The organism is Actinomyces sp. 594 (assembly GCF_019325145.1).
Taxonomy (GTDB): Bacteria; Actinomycetota; Actinomycetes; order Actinomycetales; family Actinomycetaceae; genus Actinomyces.
Genome location: NZ_PIZC01000048.1, coordinates 41,059 through 63,763, shown reverse-complemented (window position 1 = coordinate 63,763; position 22,705 = coordinate 41,059). Strand labels below are relative to the sequence as shown.

At 69.9% G+C, this 22,705-nt stretch carries 15 protein-coding genes and 1 tRNA gene; 4 read left to right on the top strand and 12 right to left on the bottom strand.

Annotated elements, in window-relative coordinates:
- Positions 1-93: 93 nt before the first annotated feature.
- The 11 genes from mfd to GZ998_RS08020 all read right to left on the bottom strand — a co-directional run bounded on the left by mfd (position 94) and on the right by GZ998_RS08020 (position 16,871).
- The gene (gene mfd, locus GZ998_RS08070) at positions 94-3,834 is read right to left on the bottom strand and encodes a transcription-repair coupling factor (protein ID WP_219109546.1); all 3,741 of its coding nucleotides are present in this window, start codon (positions 3,832-3,834) and stop codon (positions 94-96) included.
- A 63-nt stretch (positions 3,835-3,897) separates the two neighbouring features.
- Complete coding sequence (locus GZ998_RS08065; RefSeq protein WP_219109545.1) at positions 3,898-5,187, bottom strand: Coenzyme F420 hydrogenase/dehydrogenase, beta subunit C-terminal domain; 1,290 nt, start codon at positions 5,185-5,187, stop codon at positions 3,898-3,900.
- Positions 5,188-5,255: 68 nt separating this feature from the next.
- Positions 5,256-6,773, bottom strand: coding sequence for a lipopolysaccharide biosynthesis protein (locus GZ998_RS08060; RefSeq protein WP_219109544.1), 1,518 nt, complete (start codon positions 6,771-6,773; stop codon positions 5,256-5,258).
- A gap of 65 nt (positions 6,774-6,838) precedes the next feature.
- Positions 6,839-7,927 carry a polysaccharide pyruvyl transferase family protein gene (locus GZ998_RS08055; protein WP_219109543.1) on the bottom strand — a complete coding sequence of 363 codons (1,089 nt, stop codon included), beginning with the start codon at positions 7,925-7,927 and terminating at the stop codon, positions 6,839-6,841.
- 114 nt (positions 7,928-8,041) lie between these two features.
- Positions 8,042-9,004: a glycosyltransferase family 2 protein gene (locus tag GZ998_RS08050; RefSeq protein ID WP_161923589.1), complete on the bottom strand. Its 963-nt coding sequence runs from the start codon at positions 9,002-9,004 to the stop codon at positions 8,042-8,044.
- A gap of 1 nt (position 9,005) precedes the next feature.
- Positions 9,006-10,355: a hypothetical protein gene (locus tag GZ998_RS08045; RefSeq protein ID WP_162678739.1), complete on the bottom strand. Its 1,350-nt coding sequence runs from the start codon at positions 10,353-10,355 to the stop codon at positions 9,006-9,008.
- An 84-nt stretch (positions 10,356-10,439) separates the two neighbouring features.
- Positions 10,440-11,111, bottom strand: a complete 672-nt coding sequence (locus GZ998_RS08040; RefSeq protein WP_219109542.1) for a hypothetical protein — start codon at positions 11,109-11,111, stop codon at positions 10,440-10,442.
- Between the two features lie 3 nt (positions 11,112-11,114).
- Positions 11,115-14,357: a LamG-like jellyroll fold domain-containing protein gene (locus tag GZ998_RS13400; RefSeq protein ID WP_219109541.1), complete on the bottom strand. Its 3,243-nt coding sequence runs from the start codon at positions 14,355-14,357 to the stop codon at positions 11,115-11,117.
- A gap of 246 nt (positions 14,358-14,603) precedes the next feature.
- Complete coding sequence (locus tag GZ998_RS08030) at positions 14,604-15,578, bottom strand: ribose-phosphate diphosphokinase (RefSeq protein ID WP_162678742.1); 975 nt, start codon at positions 15,576-15,578, stop codon at positions 14,604-14,606.
- Between the two features lie 74 nt (positions 15,579-15,652).
- Positions 15,653-16,657 carry a bifunctional N-acetylglucosamine-1-phosphate uridyltransferase/glucosamine-1-phosphate acetyltransferase gene (locus tag GZ998_RS08025; protein WP_162678743.1) on the bottom strand — a complete coding sequence of 335 codons (1,005 nt, stop codon included), beginning with the start codon at positions 16,655-16,657 and terminating at the stop codon, positions 15,653-15,655.
- Between the two features lie 142 nt (positions 16,658-16,799).
- Positions 16,800-16,871 (bottom strand) — tRNA-Gln (locus GZ998_RS08020).
- 646 nt (positions 16,872-17,517) lie between these two features.
- Here GZ998_RS08020 and GZ998_RS08015 point away from each other — a divergent pair.
- Positions 17,518-18,198 carry a YveK family protein gene (locus tag GZ998_RS08015; RefSeq protein ID WP_162678744.1) on the top strand — a complete coding sequence of 227 codons (681 nt, stop codon included), beginning with the start codon at positions 17,518-17,520 and terminating at the stop codon, positions 18,196-18,198.
- Positions 18,199-18,205: 7 nt separating this feature from the next.
- On the opposite strand, the gene GZ998_RS08010 is transcribed toward GZ998_RS08015, so the two are convergent.
- On the bottom strand, positions 18,206-19,165 hold the full coding sequence (locus tag GZ998_RS08010) for a glycosyltransferase family 2 protein (protein ID WP_162678745.1): 960 nt from the start codon (positions 19,163-19,165) through the stop codon (positions 18,206-18,208).
- 163 nt (positions 19,166-19,328) lie between these two features.
- On the opposite strand from GZ998_RS08010, the gene GZ998_RS08005 reads away from it, so the two are divergent.
- Genes GZ998_RS08005 through GZ998_RS07995 form a run of 3 tightly spaced genes read left to right on the top strand, consistent with a single transcriptional unit; the run spans position 19,329 to position 22,682 of the window.
- The gene (locus tag GZ998_RS08005; RefSeq protein ID WP_219109540.1) at positions 19,329-20,330 is read left to right on the top strand and encodes a glycosyltransferase family 2 protein; all 1,002 of its coding nucleotides are present in this window, start codon (positions 19,329-19,331) and stop codon (positions 20,328-20,330) included.
- Positions 20,320-21,507, top strand: a complete 1,188-nt coding sequence (locus GZ998_RS08000; RefSeq protein WP_257505605.1) for a DUF1972 domain-containing protein — start codon at positions 20,320-20,322, stop codon at positions 21,505-21,507. The genes GZ998_RS08005 and GZ998_RS08000 overlap by 11 nt, the downstream gene beginning before the upstream one ends.
- A complete protein-coding gene (locus tag GZ998_RS07995; protein WP_161923579.1) occupies positions 21,504-22,682 on the top strand; it encodes a glycosyltransferase family 4 protein in 1,179 nt (392 codons plus the stop codon). Before GZ998_RS08000 ends, GZ998_RS07995 begins: the two co-directional genes overlap by 4 nt.
- The last annotated feature ends 23 nt before the right edge of the window (positions 22,683-22,705 follow it).

The window sequence follows — 22,705 nt, the reverse complement described above, 5'->3', positions numbered from 1 at the left end:
CACGACAGTTCGTCACCATACGCCCCTATGCCGCCGAGGCGTCGCGGCCGCCCCGCAGCCGGTACTGAACTCGACACGTAACAAGTGCCGGTCTCAGCGCCGACGCCGGTACTTGGTGGCCTCGGTCTCGTACTCGGCCTCCCCGGCGACGACGGCGTGCAGCAGCACCTCCGCCCAGCGCAGCAGCTCCTCCCCCTCGATGGCGCCGCCGCCCATGCGGGCGGTGCCGGGGGCCGGCACCACGATGGTGCGGGTGGCGGGCTTGAGCACCGTGCCGGGGTACAGGCGGGTGACCTTCATGCGTGCCGACTCGGGCAGACTCACCGGCGCGAAGCGGATCGACTTGCCCTGCGCCACGATCTCGCGCACCCCCAGCTCGGCGGCCAGGGCCCGCAGCCGCGCCAGGGCCGCCAGACGGCGCACCGGCTCGGGCACCGGCCCGTAGCGGTCGGTGAGCTCGTCCAGCACGTCGGCCACGTCCGCCTGGCTGCGGGCGGCCGCGAACTTGGTGTAGGCCTCCAGGCGCAGCCGCTCGTGGGGCACGTACTCCTCGGGGATGGTGGCGTCCACGGGCAGGTCCACCCGCAGCTCCAGGTCCTCATCCTCGGCCGCCTCCGCCGCTGCGCTGCCCACGTCCCCCACCTGGAGGGACTTCTTGTAGGCGGCGACCGCCTCGGAGACCATGCGCACGTACAGGTCGAAGCCGACCCCGGCGATGTGCCCGGACTGCTCGCCGCCCAGCAGGTTGCCGGCACCGCGGATCTCCAGGTCCTTCATGGCCACCTGCATGCCGGCCCCCAGGTCGGTGTTGGTGGCGATGGTGCGCAGCCGCTCCAGCGCCGTCTCCGTCAGCGGCTTGTCCGCCGGGTACAGAAAGTAGGCGTAGGCGCGTTCCCGGCCGCGTCCCACGCGGCCGCGCAGCTGGTGCAGCTGGGACAGGCCCATGCGGTCGGCCCGGTCCACGATCAGGGTGTTGGCGTTGGACACGTCCAGGCCGGTCTCCACAATCGTGGTGCACACCAGCACATCGATCTCCTTGTGCCAGAAGTCGTCGATGACCCGCTCCAGCCGGGACTCGTGCATCTGCCCGTGGGCGGTGGCCACGCGCGCCTCCGGCACCAAGTCGGCCAGCCGGGCGGCGACGGACTCGATGTCCTCCACCCGGTTGTGCACGAAGAACACCTGCCCATCGCGCAGCAGCTCCCGGCGGATGGCGGCACTGACCTGCTTGGTCTCGTAGGCGCCCACATAGGTGAGGATGGGGTGGCGGTCCTCCGGCGGGGTGGACAGGGTGGACATCTCCCGCAGGCCGGTCACCGCCATCTCCAGGGTGCGCGGGATAGGGGTGGCGGACATGGACAGCACGTCCACGTCGGTGCGCAGCGCCTTGAGGGTCTCCTTGTGCTCCACGCCGAAGCGCTGCTCCTCATCGATGATCACCAGCCCCAGGTCCTTGAAGCGCACCTGCCCGGTGATCAGGCGGTGAGTGCCGATGACGACGTCGATGGTCCCGTCGGCCAGGCCGGCCAGCACCCGCTCGGATTCGGCGGCGGTCTGGAAGCGGGAGAGTTGAGCGACGTTGATGGGGAAGCCGGCGTAGCGCTCGGTGAAGGTCTCGGCGTGCTGGGACACCAGCAGGGTGGTGGGCACCAGCACCGCCACCTGCTTGCCGTCCTGGACGGCCTTGAAGGCCGCGCGCACGGCGATCTCGGTCTTGCCGTAGCCGACGTCGCCGCAGATGAGCCGGTCCATGGGCTGGGTCTTCTCCATGTCGGCCTTGACGTCGTCAATGGTGGCCAGCTGGTCGGGGGTCTCGGTGTAGGGGAAGGCCTCCTCCAGTTCCGCCTGCCAGGGAGTGTCGGGGCTGAAGGCGTGCCCGGTGGTGGCCGAGCGGGCGGCGTACAGGCGTACCAGCTCCCCGGCGATCTCGCGCACCGCCTTGCGAGCCCGCTGCTTGGTCTTGGCCCAGTCGGCGCCACCCATGCGGTTCAGGGCGGGGTTGTCGGAGCCGACGTACTTGGTGACCTGGTCCAGGGCGTCGGTGGGCACCAGCAGCCGGTCGCCGGGCTGGCCGCGCTTGGACGGGGCGTACTCGATGACCACGTACTCGCGGGTGGCCCGCTCCTTGCCCGCACCGCGTCCGGAGCCGACGTCGCGGCGCAGCAGCTCCACGAACCGACCGACGCCGTGCTGGGCGTGCACCACCAGGTCACCGGGGTGCAGGGAGAGGGGGTCCACGCTCTTGCGGGTGCGGCGGGCGGGCAGGGTCTTGGCGGAGCGGGCGGCGGCGGGGGCACGCCCGGTCAGGTCGGACTCGGCCACCAGGGCCAGGCGCAGGCCCTCGGCGACGAAGCCGTGCCCGGCAGAGGCCTGGGTGACGCGCACGACGCCGTCGGGGGCCTGGTAGGACAGGTCGGCGGCGTCATCCAGGCCGGTGACGATGCGCGCGGGCACGCCGCCGTCGGCCAGCAGCTGGGCCATGCGGCGGCCGGGGCCCGGTCCCTCGGTGGCGACGACGACGCTCCAGCCGCCCCGGGTCAACTCGCCGATGTCCTTCACGGCGGCATCCAGGCGCCCCCGGTAGCTCTCGGGGTCGCGAAGCGGCAGCTCCAGGGTGTCCGGGGATGCCTTCAGGGACGTGAAGGACCACCAGCCGCGGTTCGTGGACAGGGCCAGGGCACGGGCCTCGGCGAGGTGGGCGAAGGCGGCGGCGGAAAGGTCGATGGGGGCGGTGCCGCCGGAGGCGGCCGAGGTCCAGGCGGCGGCGAGGAACTCCTCGGTGGTGGCCGCCAGGTCCTCGGCGCGCTTGCGCACCTTCTCCGGTTCGGCCAAGACCACGAGCCGCTCCCCCACTAGGTCCAGCAGCGGCACCATGCGCTCGGTCAGGACGGGGGCCAGGGACTCCATGCCCTCCACCGGAATGCCGGCAGCCAGTTTCTCCAGCATGTCGGCGGCGGCGGGGATGACCTCCGCCAGGGCGCGGGCGCGCTCGCGCACCTGCTGAGTGAGCAGCACCTCCCGGCAGGCGGTGGCGGTGACGGCGCCGAGGTCGGCGATGGTGCGCTGGTCGGTGACGGCGAAGGAGGACACGGACTCGATCTCGTCACCGAAGAAGTCCACGCGCACCGGTCGCGGCTGCGTGGGTGGGAAGACGTCGAGGATGCCGCCGCGCACCGCGAACTCGCCGCGAGCGGTGACCATGTCCACCCGGGTGTAGGCGGCCTCGGCCAGGCGGGTGGCGAGCTGCTCCAGGTCGACGCGCATCCCCGGAGCGAGGTGGATCGGCTCCAGCTCCCCCAGGCCGCCGACCACCGGGGCCAGCAGGGCGCGCACGGGTACCACGAGCACGCGGATGGGTCCGCGCCACGGGTCCGGCATCGCGTCGGGGCCGACCGGGTCGCCGTCCTCGGGGTGGGCCAGGCGCCGCAGCACGGCCAGCCGGGTGGCGACGGTGTCGGCGCGCGGGGAGAGCCGCTCATGGGGCAGGGTCTCCCAGGCGGGGAAGACGGCCACGTCGGGGTCGGGCAGGTAGCAGCGCAGGGCGGCGGCCAGCTCCTCTGCCTCCCGGCCGGTGGCAGTGACCACCAGCAGGGGCGTGCCGTCAGCGGGTACTTCGGTTCCCGGGCTCGCTATGCGCCCCGAGGCGTCCGGGCCGCTCCCGGTCGCGCGGGCGATGCCGGCCTCCCCCAGGGCCATGGCAGCCAGGACGGCGGGGCGGGCGCCGGGGGCGACGACGACGCTGCGGTCGGTGCGCGAGCGGCCGGCGGCCCTCGTCACCAGGGCGTCGATGGCGGGGTCGGTCAGCAGCGGGGGCAGGAGGGCAGTCAGACGCACGGTGGGGAGTGTACGAGGCCCGTGCCCCTCCCGCGCTCGCTGCGAGTGGACCGCAGGCCCGTGTCAGCCCCGCCGCGGCCCGGTCCCGGCACCGCCCCGGTCGCGCCCGCCCTGCTTCAGGGACCTGTTCCAGGGCCAGTCGACGGCGAACTTGCGCCGGAGCCGACTGACGGAGCCGCGCAGTTGGCGCCATGAGTCCCGGGGACGTGCCAGCGCCCGCCGCCAGGCTCCGAAGCCGCGCATGCGCGGGGTGTGCAGCCCCATGAGCCGGGCGGCCGTTCGGCGGGGCACCAGGTAGTCCCGGCGCTCGTGCTGGTAGGGCTGGACTTGACGCAAGTCGTCCAGACGCAGCGGAGTCACCGTGATCACGCCCGCCTTCTCCGCCTCCCGGATTATCTCCAGGCCCCGCGGGGTGCGGGCCAGCAGGGCGCTGACGCCCTCTCCGTCCGTGAAGTCCGGGTATCCGTCGGGGGTGGCCCGCCAGAAGTCCGACGCGGTGACATCGGAGTACTCCCCGACGCCGTCGGGGCACAGCCGGCAGCGCCACTGCACGGTTGGCCCCAGGGCCTTGCCCCAGGACTCGGAGTAGGAGGTGCTCACCGTGGTGCCGTCCGCGGCCACGGCGGTGAACTCCCCGGGCCAGCCGTGCCCGCGATAGCGCATGTCGCACAGGGGCCTACTGCGGTCGGCATCCGTCTCCGCGAAGAGCTCGTCCAAGAGCCGGTCTGTTGCCCGCTGGTCGGGGGTGCCCGCGCAGAAGAAGCTGAGAATGACGGGACGTTGCCCACGCTCCTGACCCAGACGACGCACGGCCTGAGCCTCACAAGGCTTGCCTATGAATACCGTGCCAGTGCTAGCCGCCCCGGGAGCGGCAGCGTTGGCGGCAGGCGCATACCGGCTGCCAGCTAGGGACCGAACCTCCTGCGCCGCACCGACCGTGAGCGATCGCGTGCGGGAAGGATCGTCCTCATCCTTGGCAGCACCGACTACGCGGCAAGCACGTCCCGAGTCGAGTAGCCAACTGGCGATGGCGGTGAGTACACCGCCGGAACTGCCCTCATGACGGATGATCGCGTTGGTCGCATGGGCCTCCCAGGCGCCTAGCACCGGCCCGAAGTCCGGGTCCCAGTAGATACCCGCGCCGCGCTGCGCCTGTATCCGGATGCCTGGGCAGGAGGCACGGAATTCTGCCAACTCGCCGGCTCCCGTGCGGGATACCGCTTCGGGATCTACCACCGGACGCATGAAGCCGTTATGCAGCTGCATGGTGACGCCCTCGAACTGGGCGCACAGGCCGCACCCCGAGCAGTTGAGCGAGTCGACCACGCGGTTAATCTCCGTAGCAATGCTCACGGAACGCAAGGTGCTTCTGGTCATCTTCTCTTCCGAGTCTCTCATCCGAATCGGGGTGCGCAGGAGTGTCAGCGCCTGAGCATCATCCGCCCCATTGTGGCTAGGTCGCGCATGTCGGACCGTACAACCGGCAGCACCAGCCACAGCAGCGCCATGGCCAGGCACATGCCGGCCACCGCAACCAGGCAGGCCAGGACGGCGGAGGCTACGGGGACCACTGCGCACAGCCCCCACGCGGCGGCCGTGGCCGCGGCGGACACGGCAAGAATCCGCATCCCGTTCCACACCAGCGGCGCGGTGTCGAGCCCGGAGGCGCGTCCGGACCACAGCAGGGAGACGGGCCAGAGGATCAGCGGGCTGGCCACGTAGGCGTATGCGACACCAAGCGCACCGAACTGCGCCCCCGCGATGATCGCGGCCAGCCGGATCATTGCGGAGAACAGCGTGTAGCGCAGATATGCGCGCCCCAGCGCCCGCGAGGTGTAGATCCAGCCCCCAACCATTGACAGCGTGGTCAGGCCCTCGCCCACCGCAACCAGTCTCATGTACGGGACTACGCTCAGCCAGTGGTCCCCGAGCACCACCGAGACCACCGCCGGGGCTGCGGCCACCACGATCCCCATGGTGAGGAAGACCGGGTAGCCCAGCGCAAGCTGTCCGCGCCGCAGGTAGGCCAGGGTGCGCTCGTCGTCGTCCTGAAGCTTGGCTACAACGGACAGCCCAAGCGTGGTGACTTGGGGGCGGAACTGATTCAGCGGGGTGCGCAGCGTCTGCACTGCGCGGTTGTACAGCCCCAGGGTGCCGGCGCCGAATAGGCGCCCCATGAGGATGGAGTCCAGGTTGGAGGCGAGGTAGGAGACCATCTGGGTGCCTGCCATCTGCACACCAAAACCGAGCAGTGCGCGCATGGGCTCGCGCCGGTCGTACCAGCGCGGCAGCCAGCCCGCGATTATGGGCAGGCAGATGAACGGGACCAGCGCGGTGACAATGCGCTGGACCACCAGTGCCCAGTAGCTCCATCCCCAGGTTGCGGTCAGCGCCCCGAGGGCCAGGGCTGCGGCCGCGGCGGTCAGGTCAACTGTCAGTGCCCGCCCCACCAGGAGCTTGCGATTCAGGTCGGCACGGTACTGGTTGACCATCCCGGCCATGAGGAATGTGGGGGCGATGGCGGCGCAGACCCCGGCCACTGCGGGCTCGTGGTAGAAGCCCGCCAGTAGCGGTGCAATCGCCACCCCGAGCCCGGTGAGGACGAGCCCGGCGGCCGTGTTGATCCACCACAGGTTGGAGCGCTGGCCGTGGCTGAGCGTGCGCCCCTGGATGGCTGCGGTGGACAGGCCGAAGTCCTGGAAGATAGCGGCCACACCAACCACGGCCGTGACCATGCCGACCACGCCGTAGGCGCGGTCGTCGAGCAGGCGCGCCAGCACCACGACGTTGCCGAGCTGGAGCAGAATGCGCAGGCCCTGCGTCCACACCGTCTGTCCGGCCGCCTTGGCGGCTCGCTTACCCAGACCGGCACGGTCCCCGCCCGGCGAGTGCGGGCCGATCCCGGGCGGCGAGGCGGGTAGGGGCTCCCGAGGCGGCACGGACCGCGGGGGCTCGGGGGGCTGGAGGGCCCCGGTACGTTCAGTACGTTCCGAGTCCGCGCCGGTCACAGCAGCTCTCCCAGGGCCCGCGTGAAGCGGCTGAGGTCCCGGTCGGCGCGGTGTCTGACCTCGTGCACGTCCTCGGACAGCCGCGGCGAGGCAACCGCGGCCAGGGCGCGGTCGACGACGTCGTCGGCCTGCAGCTCCACCACGTGGTCCCAGCCGATTCCGGCTAGCAGTGGCGCGAATTTGCGGGAGTACGCCAGGGGGACGGCAGGGGTTCCCATGGACAGGGCGTTCAGGCAGGCATGCATGCGCGAGCCCAGTACCACCCGGGCCGAGCCCACGGCGGCGCGCACCTGGTCCAGGGCATCGGGCCCCTGCGGCACGATGGCCTCCACGTCCCCGAGCTCCCGCCGCAGTTCGGCAAGCGGGTAGCGGTCATTGTCGCCGGCGGAATCGTCGGGGCCGACGACGTGTGCCAGCAGCGTGACGGTACGCCCCTCGGCCTGGAGCCTGCGCGCGAGCGCAAGTATGTCGCGGCGGTAGCGCGTGGCGTCCACGTGCGGGTTGTCATTCCACAGGAGCCCGGAGACGTTGAGCACTACATCCCTGGTGGTCGCCACCGGCGGGTGGTCGATTGCGAAGACCACATCCGTGGACTCCACATCTACCGGGCGCCCCAGCTGCGCCGCGCAGGCGGCTGAGCGCCTGTCCCGGCTGGCTACCAGCCGCGCCTGCTGCAGCGCGCGGCGTGCCAGCACCCTGCCCCGGCGCGTGTTGAAGGGGCCGATGGTCTGCGGGGTGAGCGCCAACGGCACCCCCAGGTGGTGCAGGACCTCGGGCACCCGGGACATATTGCGCAGTCGCTCCAGCCCGTAGATGTCGGCGAAGGAGTCGCCGGAGCGGGTATCAAGCACCAGGTCGAAGGAGGCGAGCCAGTCGAACATGCCCCGCGCACCGGTCACCCGCTCCTTGAGCAGCCCCCGTCGGCTCATGAACAGGGAGGTGGGGGCGTCGCCGTGGCCGGTGCCCTGGATCTGTACCTCCGCGCCTGGAAACACCTGTGCGGCGAGCGCCCTGGTCCCAACGGCCAGCGCCCTGACGCCAAGGTTGGGCTGATCGAGCGAGGCCCAGAGGATCAGAATGCGCATGGGTTCCTTAGTCAGTTTCAATACCGCTTGAATACGGCGGTACCCGGATGAAGGAGTCCAGGCATCCGCAGGGCCGGGCGCCTGTCTCGCAGCGTGCTTAACGATGCTATCTCTTCAGTCACGGCGGTAGGGCATCCAACGCCGCCCCAGTGCGCCCGCGCACATCCCGCGGCCGCGCTCATAAACCCGAACGGCGCGCGATTGTGCCGCCTCATCCCGCTTAGCGCCCGCCGCGAGCATCTTCGCCATGCCCCCGGCTACCCGCACACCGCCCCTGGCCAATTGCCGCATTCGAGCCGTAAGCCGCGGTCCGCCCGGGGCCGCGAGGCGAATATCCACCGCGGCCCACGAGTTTCCCGACCAGAACGCGCGTCTGCGCACCCACTCGCGCGTAAGCCGCTCGGCCGGCAGCTGATCGGCGACGACGGCCTCGTCGCACCAGACGATCCTGCCGCCCGCCTGCACGAGCTGGCGCGTAAGCAAGGTGTCCTCGCCCCCGGACATGCCGAAGTCCAAGTCGAACCGCAGGCCATTACTGCGTAAAAAGGCCATATCCAGCAGTAGATTGTTGGTTGCCGCCGCGGGCATCGGCGTGCCGGAGGCCCGGCGCCCGTGATTGAACCAGCCGCCCGCCAGGATCCACGAGTCCGGCTGCCGCGAGAAATCCGGAACCACGGGCCCGGCCACTGCCTCCGCCCCCGCTCGCTCCCACTGGGATACCAGGGCCGGCAGCCATCCGGAGCGAGGCCGCTCGTCGTCGTCGATGAAGACGATCGCGTCTTCATCGCATTCCGCCAGCGCCCGGTTGCGGGCTGCGGCTATCCCGGGCGCCGGTTCATGCACGTAGCTGACACGGTGCAGGGCACCCGCGGCGCCGGCCGCCACCACCGGGCGGGCGCTGGCGTCGGGATCGTTGTCCACCACGATCAGCCTGAGCGCCCTGCCGTCGTCAAGCTCCGAAAGCGCAGCGTCCAGTGCTGGTACCACACTGGCTGCGTGTTCGGGCCGCTTATAGGTCAAGACGGCGATCGCCACCGACTTGGGCCGGGCCGCAGCCCCCTGCCCTGGCACGCCCATATCAGACCCCCTTGAAGAACGAGTAGGCACCCGGTTTGGTCAGCGGCCGCTGCACGTGACCGCCTTTCCTGGCCCTCCCGGAGCCGGGCGCTGGCGCAACCTGCGGGTATCCCCGGGAGCCCCGTCGGGAGCGCCTGCCGACGCCGTCGCGCGCCCGCAGCGCCACGCCGACTCCTACGACGAACCACACCACCGTACCTAATTGGGTAATGAACGCCACCGTGAAATACGCGGGCAAGAATGCGACCACAGCAATATCGGCAGGAGTGCCGCGACGCATAACTACCCTGACCAGAACCACCGCCAGCCCCAGCATCAGTAAGCCCACCGGCATCCATCCGAAGCGCAGCGCCATCAGCAGTGCCTGATTGTCAATCGACTTGAAGCCGGCCCACATGACCTCGCCCTGGATCCGGGCGCCCACCGGCGACTGCCCCAGCGGGACGAGCTCACGAACCAGCACGAGCAGCGCACTCCGGTAGTCCGCAGACCGCTCCTGCTCGTTTCCTGCACTCGCAAAGACCGCCAGGATCCGCGGAAGCAGCAGGAGCATCGCTACTACGGCGCCTGCCAGGGTGAGTAGCCGGGCGCGCAGGGGGATGTCGGTGCGCAACAGGGTCAACGACAGCACGAAGGCAGTCACGCAGCAGACTATTCCCGTACGCGACAGGGTTGGCAGGCTTGCTCCCAGCAGCACAGTCATGCCCGCCAGACGCCATCCGGGCTTCCAGCTGGCCCGCGCCACGAATGGAATACCCGCCGCGAGCGACGACCCGAGCGCAATCGAGTGCCCGAACGCCCCTTCGACGCGCACCATTTGACCGCGGATCTGGTCAATGGCCCACTGGTCGTAGAGCCCATTGGAGAAATGCACGGCCTGGAACGGATTCCAGTGCAAAGCCGCCTCCGCAAGAGCCAGCACCGCGACTACCACCCAGACCAAGCCAAATATCCCGCACAGACTGCGCTCCCCGAGCCTCTCGGAGAGGAGCCGACCAACCATGTATGCGGGCAGCGCGCCGAATACGACGTCACCAAGAACATAGCCCACGGAGCCGCCCACAACCACCGACAGGACCTGGAGCGCGAGCGCCCCCAGGACCACCATGTCCCCCGGCGTCATCCTGAAGGAGAACGCGGGCAGCAGCGCTAGTGCCACGCACATCGCGACGACACTGGCCGGCGGCACATAGGGCTGCACCGGCAGGTATACCCATACCGGCACGAATGCGGTGGCCGCTAGGAACACCAGTGCCCCGACCTGCGGCCTCCGGCCTACCCAGCGCATGAGTAGCGCCACCACGACTGCGGCGAGGACGAGCAGCCCCAGTAGAAGCAGATTTCGCGGCACCGCTACTCCTTGTCCGGGTACGTGGTGGGGCGGACGGCCCTGCTCCGCGGGTTCATGCCACGCTCCCCGCGGAGCCAGGGCGACCTACCCTACCGCTCCCCTGAACACCACAACGGGCTCGCCCGTCGAGACCGTGACTTTTACGTCTACGCGGTCGCGCGCATCGGTCGGAACCGCGAAGACGTAGGTGCCGGTGACCGTTTGTCCCGCGCCCACCTTCGCCGGCAGGTCGTGCGCCTGCTCGGCGGATGTGAAGGACACCGCCGGCGTCTGGTCGTCTCCGTAGGTCAGCTCAACGGAGGCAACCGACAAGTCCACTTCCTCCTCGCCCGCAGTGACGGAGACCTCAACCTCGAGTGCCGGCCCGGAAACCTCCCCGACGCCGCCAGCGACCGCGTCCACCGCCTGCATGGAGGACAGGGATACCTGGGTCCCGGCTGACTCGGCGGTGCCGTCCAGCTCGACCGGATCAGCCTCCGGAAGCACGTATCCGGCGTCCCCCGGCTGCGCAGGGCCGGCGCCGGGCGCGTCGGTCTGAGCCTGACTGGGCTGGCTCGGCGCCGGGCCTGAGGATGCGCCAGGGGACGGCAGCGGGGCGGTGGTGGCGCCGGTCGGCGCCCCGGTTGCGGGGCTCGACGGCGTCGCAGAAGCGCTCTCCGGGGCAGTCCCGCCGATGCTGCAGGCGGACAGCAGCAGCGACAGGGCGAGCGCCGTACCTAGGGCCGTGCGGCTGAGGGAGTTGCCGTGAGCTGTCATGGCTCAGCCCCGCACATCCGCGCGGCGGGCGTTGAACTCACTGAGCTGGAACGTCCCGGTTGTCGAGGTAGCGGAGGCGGAGGTGTACACGCGTATGCCGATCGCACCCGCAGCCTGTAGCTCCTCACTGCTGTCCAGGGCGTTCAGGGACCATCCCTCAGGCTCGACATCGCCGGTCCATACCTTGGCGCTGAGCTGCGTCTCCCCCGTCCCGTTAGCACGCATCCGAATATGGATCGGCTCCCCGGGGCTCCAGTCGCCGACCACGCGCACGCTGTCCAGGGTGCGCTCGCCGGCCCCGGTAACCGCAGTTATGCTCGCCACGTGCACTCCCTTCGCGCTGGAGTGGATCCGCAGGTTGTAGCTGCTCGACCCGCTGGTCCTCGCCGCGAAGGCCGTGTAGACCCCACCGCCCGTCGGCTGCTCGCTGAGCGTGTAGGACGCGGTCAGTTCGGTGGAGTCGGAGGAGACCTCAGCGAGTGCGGCCGTTGCCGTGGAGCCGGCGCGGTTGAGCGCGATCGTGGCGGTCCCGTCGGCCACGGAGAAGCGGCTTGCCGGGTTCACGGTCCAGGTACCTCCGGCTGCCGCGTCTGCCCAACCGTTGGGGGCTGTCCGGTCGAAGTCGTCGGCAGCGATCGTCGGATCTGCCGGACCTATCAGCACCGGTTGCGCGCTGGCAGCAGTCGCTCCGGTGTCGCTGGTGACCGTGAGCCGAATCGTGTAGGTGCCGGTCTCGGCGTAGGTGTGCGCGGCAGTGACGCCCTCGCCGGTGGCGCCATCACCGAAGTCCCAGCTCCAGGACGCGATCGAGCCGCCCGCCACGGTTGAGCCGGACCCGTCGACGGTTACGACGAAGTCTTGCGTATCCGCTGTGAAGGCCGCCGTGGGGACTGTCGCCTCGTTGAGGCCGTAGTGGGCGGAGACCTCTTCCGCAGAGAGCTGGCTGGGGTACACGGCGGCGCCGTCGACTGCCGCCGCGAGCACCCCACTGACCGAGCCTCCGGGCCATCCGGACAGCGAGCCCACTCCCAGGGTCCAGTTCCCAAAGAATGACTGGGCACTGGTCACGCTCGCGTCCGCAGCGACTTCCTCGCCGTCGATGTACAGGCGCTGGCCCTGCGGGCCAAGGCTCGCCACCACGTGGTGCCACTTGTTGTCGTTGTAGCTGCGGGGGGACGTGATTACCTTTACGGCGCCGGGGTATACGCCGAAGCGGATGCGGCCGCTCGTATCCATGTACACAATCCGGTCGCGCATGCTTCCAGACGTGTATCCGAAGATTCCGCCGCCCCAGCGGGAGCTCGTGCGCACCCAGGTCTCCACCGTGAAGGTCTGTATGTCACGGTCCGTCACGCTGGAGGTGGCCACGCCCGAGTAGTAGCCGGACAGGGAGACTGCTGCAGATCCGGTCCTGGCGCCCGTAGCGCCCAGGGCGACGCCGCTGGAGATCGTAAGGTCCGCGTTCCCCGCGATGTCCGCAAGCGTGTTCCCCTCAGTCTCATCGAAGGTCCACAGGTGAATCGCCCCGAGGTCCAGGCTGCGCTGATCGTAGGCCGAGACTTCTTGCGCGCCTCCTACCGTAACGGTAACCGGATCGGAGCTCAGGCTGTTGCCCGCCGGATCGGTGACAACCAGCCGGTAGCTGTGCTCTCCGGCGGGTGCGCCGCTATCGAGGAGGCTGCGCCCCGAGATGTTCCAGTGCCGGTCGGATACCGTCGTGGACGCGACCGGGGAGGATTCTGCGTCACGATATACGGAGTAGGTCAGCGTGGAGTCGTCGCGGTCCCAGGTGGGGGTGAAGGTGAATGACACCCCGGTGGCTGTGGCCCGCGCCTGGAAGGCCAGGTCCGCGCCGCTTCCCTCGGGCGGGTTGCCATTCGCGGCATCGCGTCTGGCGTAGCGCACTAGGCCCTGCTGCGCGGCCCCATTGGCCCGCACGAATTCTCCCCCCATCAGCAGGTACTGGCCGTCCTCGCTGATCGTGACGTCGTAGGCGGCCTGTCCCATGCCGGTGAAGGTTCCGGCGGTGAGGTCCGGGTACCAGTCGATGATGTCCGGGCTGGTGTAGCCGGTCCAGTTGTAATAACCGCCGGTACCCTGGTAGCGCACCTGGACCTCGCCGCTGTTGGTGAAGGCCATGGCGCGGTAGTACTTCGTGAGAGTCGTCCCGTTCTGCTGCCAGGTGACGTCCGGGAAGCCGTAGATGGTCTCGCAGGAGTGCGCGTGGTTGGTGACGTAGACCTGATCGCCGTCGGGGACGATTCCGTAGGAGTCCCCGTGGCAGGGTTCCACCCAGCTCAGGTTGCCTTCCCAGTCCGCCTTGAATGCGCCTTCGAGCCTACCCTCGGTCTGCCGCTGAGACCAGCCCACGCCGTAGAACCCGGTCTCGTCGACTGCGATGTCATTGAGCGCGGCATTGCGTCCGCCGTTGCGGATGTGGTCGTTGACCGGGGCTGGCAGCAGCGAGCCGTCGGCGGAGCTCAGCAGCGCCAGCCCGTAGCCAGGATTGGAGGAGCCGTTCAGCGTCTGGAACGACCCGGCCGCCACCACCTTGCTGCCGTCCGGCGACACCGCGACGGCATAGACCTGGGAGTTGTCCCCCTCGGCGCTCGGCGCCCAGTCCAGTGTCCCGCCGGTGCCGGCATCGACGGCGGCCAGCTTGGTACGGGCGACGCCGTTCACGGTCTTGAACGCCCCGCCGGCGTAGACGGTCGTCTCCGTGACGGCAATGTCATTAACGGTGGTGGAGAACATGGGCCGGAACGTTGAGATCAGGGTGCCGTGCCCGGCCGTCAGGTCGAACGCGGCGACGCGGCCATGCCATTCACCGTTGACCTTGTCAAATGATCCCGCCACGTAGAGCGTCGTCCTATCGGGGGACAGCGCCAGGGATCGCCCCGCATTGTTGAGCTCGGGAGCAAAATCCTCGATGAGCTCCCCGCTGTTCAGATCATAGGCAAGAATGTTACGGCGCGGCGTCTCATTCCGACCGGCAGCGGCCCCAGCGGGGCGCGCATTGTTGAACTGCCCCACAACATAGACGACATCACCCACGACGAGCTGATCCCAGACCACACCGTCAACCTGAACGGTGGGCAGCGGCTGGGCCGTGAAATTCGACTGGATCCGCCCCGATGCTTGGTCAACCGCAGCTAGGGCCTCATTAGAAACCAGCGCCGGCGTGAGGGCTAGGCACAAGGTGGTCACGACGGCAGCGAGCCCACGGGTGACCCGAGACACGTTCACGATTCCTCCGATTATTAACTGGGAAAGAAATGGCCAGACGGCCACTCGGAGGATATCGGGAGGGAGGGCGCGGTGCGGCGCCGGATCCGGGCCCTGCCGACAACATCACGTTGCAAATAAGCATCATTCAGCACTGTCTAATAACGGTCGGCATGTCGGAGCCCTGCGCCAAGCCCCAGTTCGTGACCGCCGTCCGGGCGCAGCCGACCGCGGCGCGAGCCGCGGCTCGCCGGGCTGCGCGTATTCCTACGACTCGAACAGGCTGGTCACCGAGCCGTCGTCGAAGACGGCCTTGATGGCTCGCGCCAGCAGCGGCGCGATCGGCAGCACCGTCAGGGAGTCGAAGCGCTTGCCGGGCGCAATGGGGAGGGTGTCGGTAACCACTACCTCACGGGCGCCGCAGCCGGACAGGCGCTCAACGGCGGGACCGGAGAGCACTCCGTGCGTGGCGGCTACGATCACGTCCTTGGCGCCGGAGGCGAGCAGCACCTGCACCGCCTTGGCTATGGTCCCGCCGGTGTCGATCATGTCATCCACGAGCACGCACGAGCGCCCCTCCACGTCACCGACCACGCGGTTGGCCACGGACTCGTTGGGGCGGGTGACGTCGCGGGTCTTGTGGACGAATGCCAGCGGCGCCCCGCCCAGGGCGTTCGCCCAGCGCTCGGCGACGCGGATACGACCGGCGTCCGGGGAGACCACGGCGGTGGCGGACAGGTCGACGCGCCTGCGGATGTAGTCCACGAGCACCGGCTGGGCCCACAAGTGGTCCCAGGGCCCGTCGAAGAAGCCCTGCTCCTGGCTGGAGTGCAGGTCCACGCTCATGATGCGGTCTGCGCCGGCGGTCTTGCACAGGTCGGCTACCAGCCGGGCGGAAATGGGCTCGCGCCCCAGGTGCTTCTTGTCCTGCCGGGCGTAGGGGTAGAAGGGGGCGACCACGGTGATGCGCTTGGCGGAGGCGCGCTTGAGCGCATCCACCATGATCAGCTGCTCCATGAGCCAGTCATTGACGCGGTCTCCGTGGGACTGCATGACGAACACGTCGCAGCCGCGCACGGACTCGTTGAAGCGCACGTAGGTCTCACCGTTGGCGAAGTCGTAGGCCGTGGAGGACAGTACCTCGGTGCCGAGCTCCGCGGCCACGTCCTGGGCGAGCTGCGGGTGGGCCCGCCCCGAGACGATGACGAGCCGCTTCTCGCCCTTGGTGATGATGCCGGTCATGACGTGGTTCCTCTCTCGTGGCCGGTACAGTCCGGTTTCTGGGCTCGTGGTTCTTGCGCGAGGCGGCGGGACACTCAGGCGGTCGCCCCGGCGGGCGCCGGCTCTCCGCCTAGCAGGGTGAAGGGGGCCACAACGGCTCCCGCCGGGATGTCGGCGTCGGTCAGCACCGAGTAGGGGCCGACGACGGCGCCCTCGCCCACCCGGGTGGAGCCGCGCAGTATGGCGCCCGGCTCCAGGCGGACGTCCCGGGCCAGCTCGACGGTGACGTCCACCCAGGTTCCGGCCGGGTCGACCACGCTGACGCCCTGTTCCATCCAGTTCGCAAGCACACGCCGATTCAGCTCTGCGCCGAGGGCTGCGAGCTGAGCGCGATCGTTGCAGCCCTCGACCAGCCAGTGGTCGGTGACGGGCAGTGCGGAAGTGGCGCGTCCCTCACGGTAGGCGTGGGCTACCACGTCGGTGAGGTAGACCTCCCCCTGATCGTTGTCCGTACCCAGGGTGGTCAGGGCGTGGCGCAGGTGGGCCGCGTCGAACACGTACACGCCAGCGTTGACCTCGCTAACCGCGAGCTGCGCCGGCGTGGCATCGCGCTGCTCGACGATTCCGGTCACGGCGCCGGCGTCATCACGCAGGATGCGCCCGTACCCGGTGGGGTCATCCAGCACAGTGGTGAGGACGGTTACGGCATCGCCGTGCTCGGCGTGCTGACGCACGAGGGCACGCACAGTGGCGGTGTCCAGGAGCGGCACGTCACCGCTGGTAACCACAACCGGGCCAGCCAGGCCATCCGGCAGAGCTGCCAGCCCACAGGCGACGGCGCGGCCCGTACCCGGGATCTCGTCCTGGTCTGCGGGCAGCGCATCCGGGGCGAACTCTGCAAGCTGGGCCACTACGGCATCACGCTGGTGGCGCACCACGACCACCAGGTGCTGCGGTGCGATCCCGCGAGCGGCGACTACTGCGTGCTCCAGCAAGCTGCGCCCTCCGATGCGGTGCAGCACCTTGGGCAGGTTGGAGCGCATACGGGTGCCCTTGCCGGCAGCCATGACGATAACGGCGGCGGGGGAGGTGGAAGCCACGGGTCCTCTTCTCAGTGGAACTCAAGGTGGGTCCAAGGCCGCTGGCGGCCCGGCGGCCTCATCCTACGTCGCCCCGCACCAGGTCCCAACCCGACTTGCGCGCCCCCTGTGCCACAAGCGCTCGCCTCAAGGCGGCCTCCCGCTCCGCCCCCAGGATTCGAACCCGGGCCTCAAGGCTCCAAAGGCCTGCGTGCTGCCTCTACACCAGGGCGGAAGAGCGCTGCCGACCGGACAAGCGGCCGGGCGCCGGGATAGTTTCTCATACTCTGACGCAGGCTTGGCCCCGCGCCCGCCGGCGCCGCCCGGAGTTCCCATGACCGCCCCGTCCCAGCCCGCCCTTGGCCCCGCGCCCGCCGACGCCGCCCGCACGAGGCGGTCACCCGCAGCCAGTCGCACAGGTACTGCCACCGGCGCCGCCGTGGCCGAGTGCACGCCGCACGCACCGCGTAACAACGCCGATCCATGGCACCAACCGGCGATATCGCTGAGACGAATCGGCTATTGACACTCAGCCGCGACCATCTTGTGCCCCTCGCAGATCAGCCTCCAGCAAACCGACACAGGTTCGGCAACAATCCTGTATACTGCGCCCACAGCCTTCACGGGCACTGAAGTGCACAGGCATTGAGGTAAACGAGATCACGGAGGTGAGATTCCCCGAACCGGCCCCGATCGTGCCGGTCCACGTTGTAGCATCGCCCCGGACAGCGGGCTCGCTCAACGGCCAACTCCTGCTCGGCACGCAACCACGAGCGCGTCAGAGCCGCCATCGCCTCTCGCCGCGCCTGTACACACTATCCATCCAGATGCTTGGGAATCCGCCGGGCGGCAGATCCAATAATCAGACGTTAAGGGGCACCATGTACACGGACGACATCCTTACTCTACTGTGGAAACACGCCCCCCTAATTCTTATTCACACCGTCATCGGGGCCCTTATCGGGCTGGGCCTCGCCGCGCTGGGGTCACCCGTGTACGTCTCCACGGCCAGCGGCCTCGTAGCCGCGGAGGGCAACAGCGGCGCGAGCAGCGTGACGTCCGCAAACACGATCATCACCGCCGTCATGCCCACCCTGGTAAAGATCGGCACCTCCAACTCGGTGCTTACCGAGGTCTCCGAGTCCACCGGCATCGACAAGGCCGAGATTGAGCAGTCGGTCTCCGTGTCAAACACGGAGAATAGCCTGATAATTGAAGTGTCAGCCAAGGCCTCATCCCCCGAGAGGGCACAGCGAATAGCCGCCGCCGAGATCGAGGCGATTCGCAAGATCATAGGCACGCTCTCAGTACGGGTCCAGGAAGAGGCCTCCCTCAATCTCACGGATGTCGACACTGCCTCCCTTCCCGCGTCGCCGTCCGCACCTTCACGAAAGCGAAACACGCTCTACGGCGGTATCCTCGGCGGGGCCACCGGGCTGGCCGTGGCGCTGGCGATCAACTACTCGCGCCGTAAGTCTGAAGAAGCGGACGGCGAGGGGCCAGTTACGGCCGAGGACACCACCATTATCCGGGACGGCATCGGCAGCACCCGGCTGGGCTGAGCACGACTCAGCGAGTGCGCGAGTACGGCGCCGTCGTCGGCCCGCGCAGCGTCGCCCGCAGGATGCCACGGCCACCCGCGGCGCGGTGCTCATGCTGCGCCCGGCGCGCCTGGCGGTCACTGCTCGCGCCCAGGGACGCTAGGGCGCGAGCCGAGCCGACCAGCCACAGCAGTGCGCCCCGGGCGGTGAACTCCAGGCGGCGCCCGGCGCGCCGCGGACCACTGGCCTCCAGCAGCCGCACCCACGCCCAGGTCTCGGCGTTGCGCCGGGCCCGGTTGAGAACCCACTCGCGCCGGGCCCGCTCGGAGGGAATCGACTCGGTCACCACAGCCTCGTCGCACCAAATCAGTGCACCGGCGCGCGCGGCCAGCGCTCGGGTGAAGAAAGTGTCCTCGCCGCCGGTGAAGGCAAAGCGCGGATCGAATTCGAGCCCCAGCCGACGCACCACCGCCAGGTCCAGCAGCAGGTTGCCGGTGGCCGCACTACGAACGGGGGTCCCGCTGGGGCGCCGCACGCTGCGGAATACGGGCGCGGATGCCACCCACGGATCCGGGCGCTGCTCAAAAACCGGCTCCACCGGACCCGCCACCGCGGCCGCCCCCGTCTGCAGGTACGCCGCCACCAGGGAGGCCAGCCACCCCTCGCACGGCCGCTCGTCGTCGTCAATGAAGACCAGCAGATCCCGGCCGGAGGCCTCGCGCAGGGCGCGGTTGCGTGCCGCGGACAGTCCCGGCTCGGGTTCCACCACCACGTGCAGCCGCTCTCCGGCCTGAGCCTGACCGGCAAGACGGTCACGGGCGGTTCCTGCGGCATCGTTGTCCACAATCACCACCCGGGCACTGCCGCCGCCCAGGAGCTTCTCCGCGTCATCCAGCTGTGCCAGCAGCTGCGGCACCAGCTCCTCCACGCCCTCGGGCCGCCTATAGGTACACACCGCCACGTCTAGGCTGATCGGCTGTGCGGGCATGCGAACTCCCAACGAATCACGGGAGTAGTCCACCTGCGCGCAGACCACTCGTGCACGGTCTCGGCATAGTACCATCGCCCTAAGTACATGGTCCGGCTGAGACACCATCTTTGTACCGGCCGTCGCACCCCCAACTGGACTCGCTCAAGAAGACACGGCTGGCATGACAGACCTCTCCTCCACGGCAGTCATAGTCGTCAACTACGGATCGCACGAGCTTTTGGAGACCAACCTCGTCCCCCTCTCCCCCGGCGCTTTCGCCAGGGGTGGGGCGCCCAGGGTAGTGGTCGTGGACAACACGACGACGCCCGCCGAGCGCGCCGCCGTCATCTCCCAGGCGCGTACCCACGGCTGGCTGACAGTACTGCCCGACGCCAACCTGGGCTTCGGCGCCGGGGTGAACCGGGGAATCCGGGCCGCGCTCGACGCCGGCGCCGATACATTCGTCATCCTCAACCCGGACGCGACCATCGCCCCCGATCAGCTCGCCGCGCTTGTGGCGCATGTGCAGGCGGATCCGATGACGCTCGTGGCCCCCCTGATCGTCGACGCCGCCGATGAGCCGGTCTTCTACGGGTATCGCGTGGACCTGACCGACGGCGCCACTCGTTCCCCGCGGGCCGCCCTGGTCGCGGGGCACCGGCACGCAGAGTGGCTGACCGGCGCCTGCCTCGCGGTCTCCCGTCGGCTGTGGGAGGCAGCCGGCGGCTTGGCGGAGGACTACTTCCTGTACTGGGAGGACGTCGACTTCTCCCTGCGCGTGCTGGCCGCCGGCGGGCGCCTGCTCAACGACACCGATATCGTCGCCCGCCATGTGGAGGGCGGCACGCAGCGCCCCAGCCGCGAGCCGACGGCCCCTGACGGCGCGGCCGGCACCGATTCGGGTGGACGCGCAGGTGGGAAGCGCCACTCGGCCGCCTATTACTACTGGAATGTCCGCAACCGGCTGCTGCTGGGCACCCGCTGGGCGCGCCGCGGGGAGCTCGCCCGCTGGGTGCGGCGCACCCCCCAGGAGTCCTGGCGGATCCTCCTGCGCGGCGGCCGCCGCCAGCTACTCACCCACCCCACCACCACTCTGGTGCCCGCCGTGCGCGGGGCGATTGACGGGCTGCGGCTCGTCCACCGGGAACGCTTCACCCAACGAGAGAGGCCTAATGACCGCTGATTCCACCGCCTCCGCGGCGCGGCCCGACCGACTGCGCATCGCCATGCTCGGCACCCGCGGCGTGCCCGCACGCTACGGGGGCTTCGAGACCGCCATCGAGGAGGTCGGGCGGCGCCTGGCCGAGCGGGGCCACCAGGTACTCGTCTACTCCCGCAACCCCGACCCGGACACGTCGCTGCCCCGCATGCACCAGGGCATGCGGGTGGTGGAACTGCCGGCCCTGAGGAAGCGCTCCCTGGAGACGCTCTCCCACACGGCGCTGTCGGTGCGGCACCTGCTGGAGCGCGTGCACCCGGACGTCGCCATCGTCTTCAACGCAGCCAACTCCCCCTTCCTGCCCGTCCTGCGCGCCGCCCGCATCCCCGTGGCCACCCACGTGGACGGCCTGGAGTGGCGGCGCGGCAAGTGGGGGCCCACGGGCAGGCGCTACTACCGGGCGGCCGAGTCCCTGGCCGTGCGCTACTCGGACGCGTTGATCGCCGACGCCCAGGGCATCGCCGACTACTACGCCGATGAGTTCAAGGCGGATACGGACCTGATCGTCTACGGGGCGCCGCAGATCGCCGTCGGCACCGACCGCCTGGCCGAGCTGGGGCTGCAAGCCGGAGGGTTCCACCTAGTAGTGGCCCGCTTCGAGATCGAGAACCACGTGGACGTGATCGTGGACGGCTACGTCCGCTCGCAGGCGCGCCTGCCGCTCGTAGTCGTCGGCTCGGCCCCCTACGCCAATGAGTACACCGCCCGGATCGAGCAGCTGGCCGATACCCGTGTCCGCCTGCTCGGCGGCGTCTGGGACCAGGAGCTGCTGGACCAGCTGTACGCGGGAGCCCTCGTCTACTACCACGGGCACTCCGTGGGAGGCACCAACCCCTCACTGCTGCGGGCCATCGGCGCGGGGGCCGCCGTGGACGCCTTCGACGTGTCCTTCAACCGGGAGGTCCTCGGCGACGCCGGACGCTACTGGGGCACGGCCGCTGACGTCACCGCCCTGGTCGGCTCCGCGGAGGCCGATCCGGATGCGCAGGCACACCGCGGGGAGCTATCCCGCGGCCGGGCCGCCCTGTACGACTGGGAGCAGGTAACCGATCGCTACGAGGCGCTGTGCCGACGCCTGGCCGAGCAGGGGCCGCTACATCGGCGTCCCTCCGGCCGCAGGACGGGGGCGTTCCCCGCATGAGTGCTCCCGCCTCGTCCCGCGCCGGCTCACCCGCCTCTCCCCTGGTGCTGGTTGCCCACCCATCCCCGGACCTGTACGGCTCGGACTGGCAGCTGGTGGAGACCATCACCGGGCTGATCGAGTCCGGCTACCGCGTCAACGTCGCCCTGCCCGCCGACGGCCCGCTCGTCCCGGTGCTCAAGGGTGTAGGAGCGCGCGTCGCCGTCGTCCCCTTCACCGTACTGCGCAAGGCACTGCTGAGTCCCCGCGGCCTGGCGGGCCTGGCGGCGCGGGCGCCCGGCGAACTCGCCCGGCTGCGCGGCCTGGTCAAGGCCTGTGGCGCCGACCTGCTGCTGGCCAATACGGTGACGATCCCGTGGTGGCCGCTGGCGGGACGCGCAGCCGGCATCCCCGTGCTCTGCCACGTGCACGAGGCCGAGGACACCCAGCACCTGCTCATCCGTGCGGGACTGAACGCGCCGCTGCTCGCCTCCACCCGGATCGTGGCCAACTCCGAGGCGGCCCGGCGCGCACTGCTGTCCGCGCAGCCGCTGCTGGCCGGACGCACCCGGGTGGTGCACAACGGCGTGGCGGGCCCGCCGCAGCCGCCGACCCCGCTGCGGGTACGCGACCCCCTTGCGCCCCTGCGCATCGCCATGGTGGGCAGGCTGTCCCCGCGTAAGGGCGTGGACGTGCTCCTGGAGGCGGTCGCGCTGCTGCGGGCACGCGGAACGGACGCCTCCCTGGAGGTGGCCGGCTCGATCTTCCCCGGCTACGAGTGGTATGAGGCGCAGCTGCGCGAGCGGGCCGCCGCGCCAGACCTGGCCGGGCACGCCGACTTCCTCGGTTACGTCCACCCGACGTGGCCGGTACTCGACCGGGCGGATGTGGTCGTCGTCCCCTCGCGGCAGGAGCCCTTCGGCAACACGGCCGTGGAGGCGATGCACGCCGCCCGCCCGTTGGTGGCCTGCGGGGTGCAGGGCCTGAATGAGGTGGTCGACGACGGCGTCACCGGCCTGCTCGTGCCCCCGGACGATCCTCAGGCGCTCGCGACTGCGCTGGCAGACCTGGCCGCTAGTCCCGAGCTCGCCGCGCGTCTGGCCCTCCGGGCGGCGCAGGAGGCGCAGTCCCGCTTCAGTGTCGTCGGCTACCGTGCCGCCATGACCGCGGAGGTCGCAGGCCTGATAACCGCGTAAGCCCTGGACGCAGTCGGCTGCCG